This window comes from Mesobacillus subterraneus (genome assembly GCF_000934845.1).
GTDB lineage: Bacteria > Bacillota > Bacilli > Bacillales > Cytobacillaceae > Mesobacillus > Mesobacillus stamsii.
The window spans coordinates 1-2,726 of the sequence record NZ_JXIQ01000158.1 but is presented as its reverse complement, the minus strand read 5'-3'; the positions used below and the strand labels follow the sequence as shown (position 1 = coordinate 2,726).

The 2,726-nt window shown below is 44.3% G+C and carries 2 protein-coding genes; both read left to right on the top strand.

Going from position 1 to position 2,726, the window contains the following annotated elements; translation table 11 throughout:
- The first annotated feature begins 264 nt into the window (after positions 1 to 264).
- Positions 265 to 993 carry a GntR family transcriptional regulator gene (locus UB32_RS16815; RefSeq protein ID WP_044395890.1) on the top strand — a complete coding sequence of 243 codons (729 nt, stop codon included), beginning with the start codon at positions 265 to 267 and terminating at the stop codon, positions 991 to 993.
- Positions 986 to 2,521, top strand: coding sequence for a gluconokinase (gene gntK / locus UB32_RS16810; protein ID WP_044395888.1), 1,536 nt, complete (start codon positions 986 to 988; stop codon positions 2,519 to 2,521). The genes UB32_RS16815 and gntK overlap by 8 nt, the downstream gene beginning before the upstream one ends.
- Positions 2,522 to 2,726: the final 205 nt, after the last annotated feature.

Here is a 2,726-nt window from a genome sequence, read left to right as displayed (position 1 = left end):
ACGGGCAGATGTTTCCCTTTTATGTACCCTCATCCTCGCATCCGCTCTTTCACGGGCAGATGTTTCCCTTTTATGTGCCCGTAAACCCTCCATTTCTTGATCAAATGGCTCATGTGATGCACTTTCGTCAACCTTGTTCTCCCAACCAAAATGAAACCAAAACAATTTGGCAAAATAATCATAATAGAAAACGCTTGCATTTTTCCGGATTCATATTATAATACTTGTATACAAGTATACTTGATTAACCAGGAAGGTGAGGAAATGAACGAAAACAATGAATTTCTTTATCCTCAAAAATGGCTTTCGAAGTCGTCGACCGGCGATCGTGTTGCAAGTGAGCTGAGAATGCAGATTATTTCAGGGAAGATTGAAAGCGGTGCCACTCTTACGGAAAACAAGTTGGCTGCGGACTTTGGGGTCAGCCGTTCACCCATTCGTGAAGCGCTGAAAATTCTTGCCGCAGAAAACTTGATTCGTCTGGAGAGAATGGGCGCGGTCGTCATCGGTTTAACCGAAAAGGATGTGGAAGAGATTTATGACGTCCGCTTATTGATTGAATCATTTGTTTTTGAACGGCTGATAAAAATAGATACAAAAAATCTCGTCACTGAGCTGAGCAAAATTCTCGAAATGATGAAAATTGCCATTAAGTACATGGATGCAGATGAATTCAGTCTTCAGGACGTGCTCTTCCACGAAACCATTATCCGCACCATTGACCATTCCTATATCAAAATGATTTGGGATAACACGAAACCGGTAATGGAAGCGTTCATTCTTTTATCCATGCGCACAAGGATTAACGAAAAATACGAGGATTTCGAACGCATTCTCGAGAATCACGAACTTTATATTGAAGCTATCAAAACAAAGAATCGCGAGCTTATGATTAAATCCTTACACCAAAATTTTGATGATGTTCAAGGTAAAGTAGATGACCTTTGGATATCGCAGCAAACGCTTTCCAAGGGAGTTGAAAAAAATGAGTGAATATATGTTGGGAGTCGATATCGGCACGACAAGCACCAAGGCCGTCCTTTTCAGTGAAAAAGGCGAGGTCATTCAGCAGGAGAATGTCGGCTATCCGCTTCACACGCCGGATATTTCCACAGCCGAACAGGACCCAGTAGAGATTTACATGGCAGTCCTGACTGTGATCACAAAAATTATGAAACCCCATCAGCAAAAAAAGCTAGCGTTCATTTCCTTCAGCAGCGCGATGCACGGTGTCATTGCGATCGATGAAAACGACGAGCCACTAACACCATGCATCACATGGGCGGATAACCGCAGTGAAGCATGGGCGCACAAAATCAAAGCGGAGCTGAATGGGCATGAAATCTACAAGCGGACGGGAACTCCGATCCATCCAATGTCGCCGTTAAGCAAGATCACCTGGCTTGTGAACGAGCGTCCTGAAATCGCCGCAAAAGCGAAAAAATACATTGGCATCAAGGAATTCATTTTTAAAAAGTTCTTTGATGAATACGTCGTTGACCATTCGCTTGCATCTGCAATGGGGATGATGAATTTTCAAAAGCTTGATTGGGATGAAGAGGCGCTTCAAATTGCGGGAATCAATAAAAATCAATTATCGGAGCTTGTCTCAACAACAAAGATCTTTACAGGTATAAATCCAGAGATCGCCAAGCAACTCGGGATCAACCCGCAAACTCCTTTCGTGATCGGCGCGAGTGACGGTGTTCTTTCTAACCTCGGCGTAAATGCGATTGGCAAGGGAGAAATCGCAGTGACAATCGGAACAAGCGGTGCGATCCGCACGATTATCGATCAGCCGCAAACCGATGAAAAAGGGAGGATTTTCTGTTACGCATTAACGGAAAATCACTGGGTGATCGGAGGACCGGTCAATAATGGCGGGATGGTTCTTCGCTGGATTAGAGATGAATTTGCTGCATCCGAAGTGGAGACGGCAAAACGCTTAGGAATCGACCCTTACAATGTGTTAACGAAAATCGCAGAACGTGTAAGACCTGGTTCAGAAGGGTTGCTGTTCCATCCATACCTCGCAGGTGAGCGAGCTCCTCTATGGAATCCGGATGTCCGCGGATCATTCTTTGGACTAACGATGTCCCATAAAAAAGAGCATATGATCCGTGCAGCATTAGAGGGGGTTATTTTTAACCTTTACACAGTCTTCTTGGCACTTACTGAAGCAATGGAGACTCCAGTAACAAGAATCCAGGCTACCGGCGGCTTCGCACGATCGGATCTATGGCGCCAGATGATGTCCGACATATTCGATCTTGAGGTGGTCGTGCCTGAAAGCTATGAGAGCTCCTGCCTTGGCGCCTGCATCCTCGGGCTTTATGCCACTGGAAAAATCGATTCCTTTGAAGTTGCTTCTGAAATGATTGGCAGCACTCACAAGCATACACCAGATGAAGATGCCGCAAAGGAATACAGGCAGCTTGTACCGATTTTTATCAGCTTATCGCGAGCTTTGGAGGATGATTATTCAAAAATTGCTAACTATCAACGAAGCTTGATTAAATAAGGGGGATCTGATCCCCGCACAAAATTGTTAACGCTTCATTCATGAAAAAAACAATTAGACATCTTAGGGGGAATTACAATGCCATTGGTAATTGTAGCAATTGGTATCTTAGCATTACTATTATTAATCATGGGAGTGAACTACTCCCACCACTTACCACCCTTACAGGTCGCTTGAAGTGGGGGCTTCTCGACTTATCGTTGCT

Excerpts from the sequence above, each read along its gene's own strand:
- UB32_RS16815 (WP_044395890.1), top strand. The coding sequence starts at position 265 with ATGAACGAAAACAATGAATTTCTTTATCCTCAAAAATGGCTTTCGAAG.
- gntK (WP_044395888.1), top strand. The coding sequence starts at position 986 with ATGAGTGAATATATGTTGGGAGTCGATATCGGCACGACAAGCACCAAG.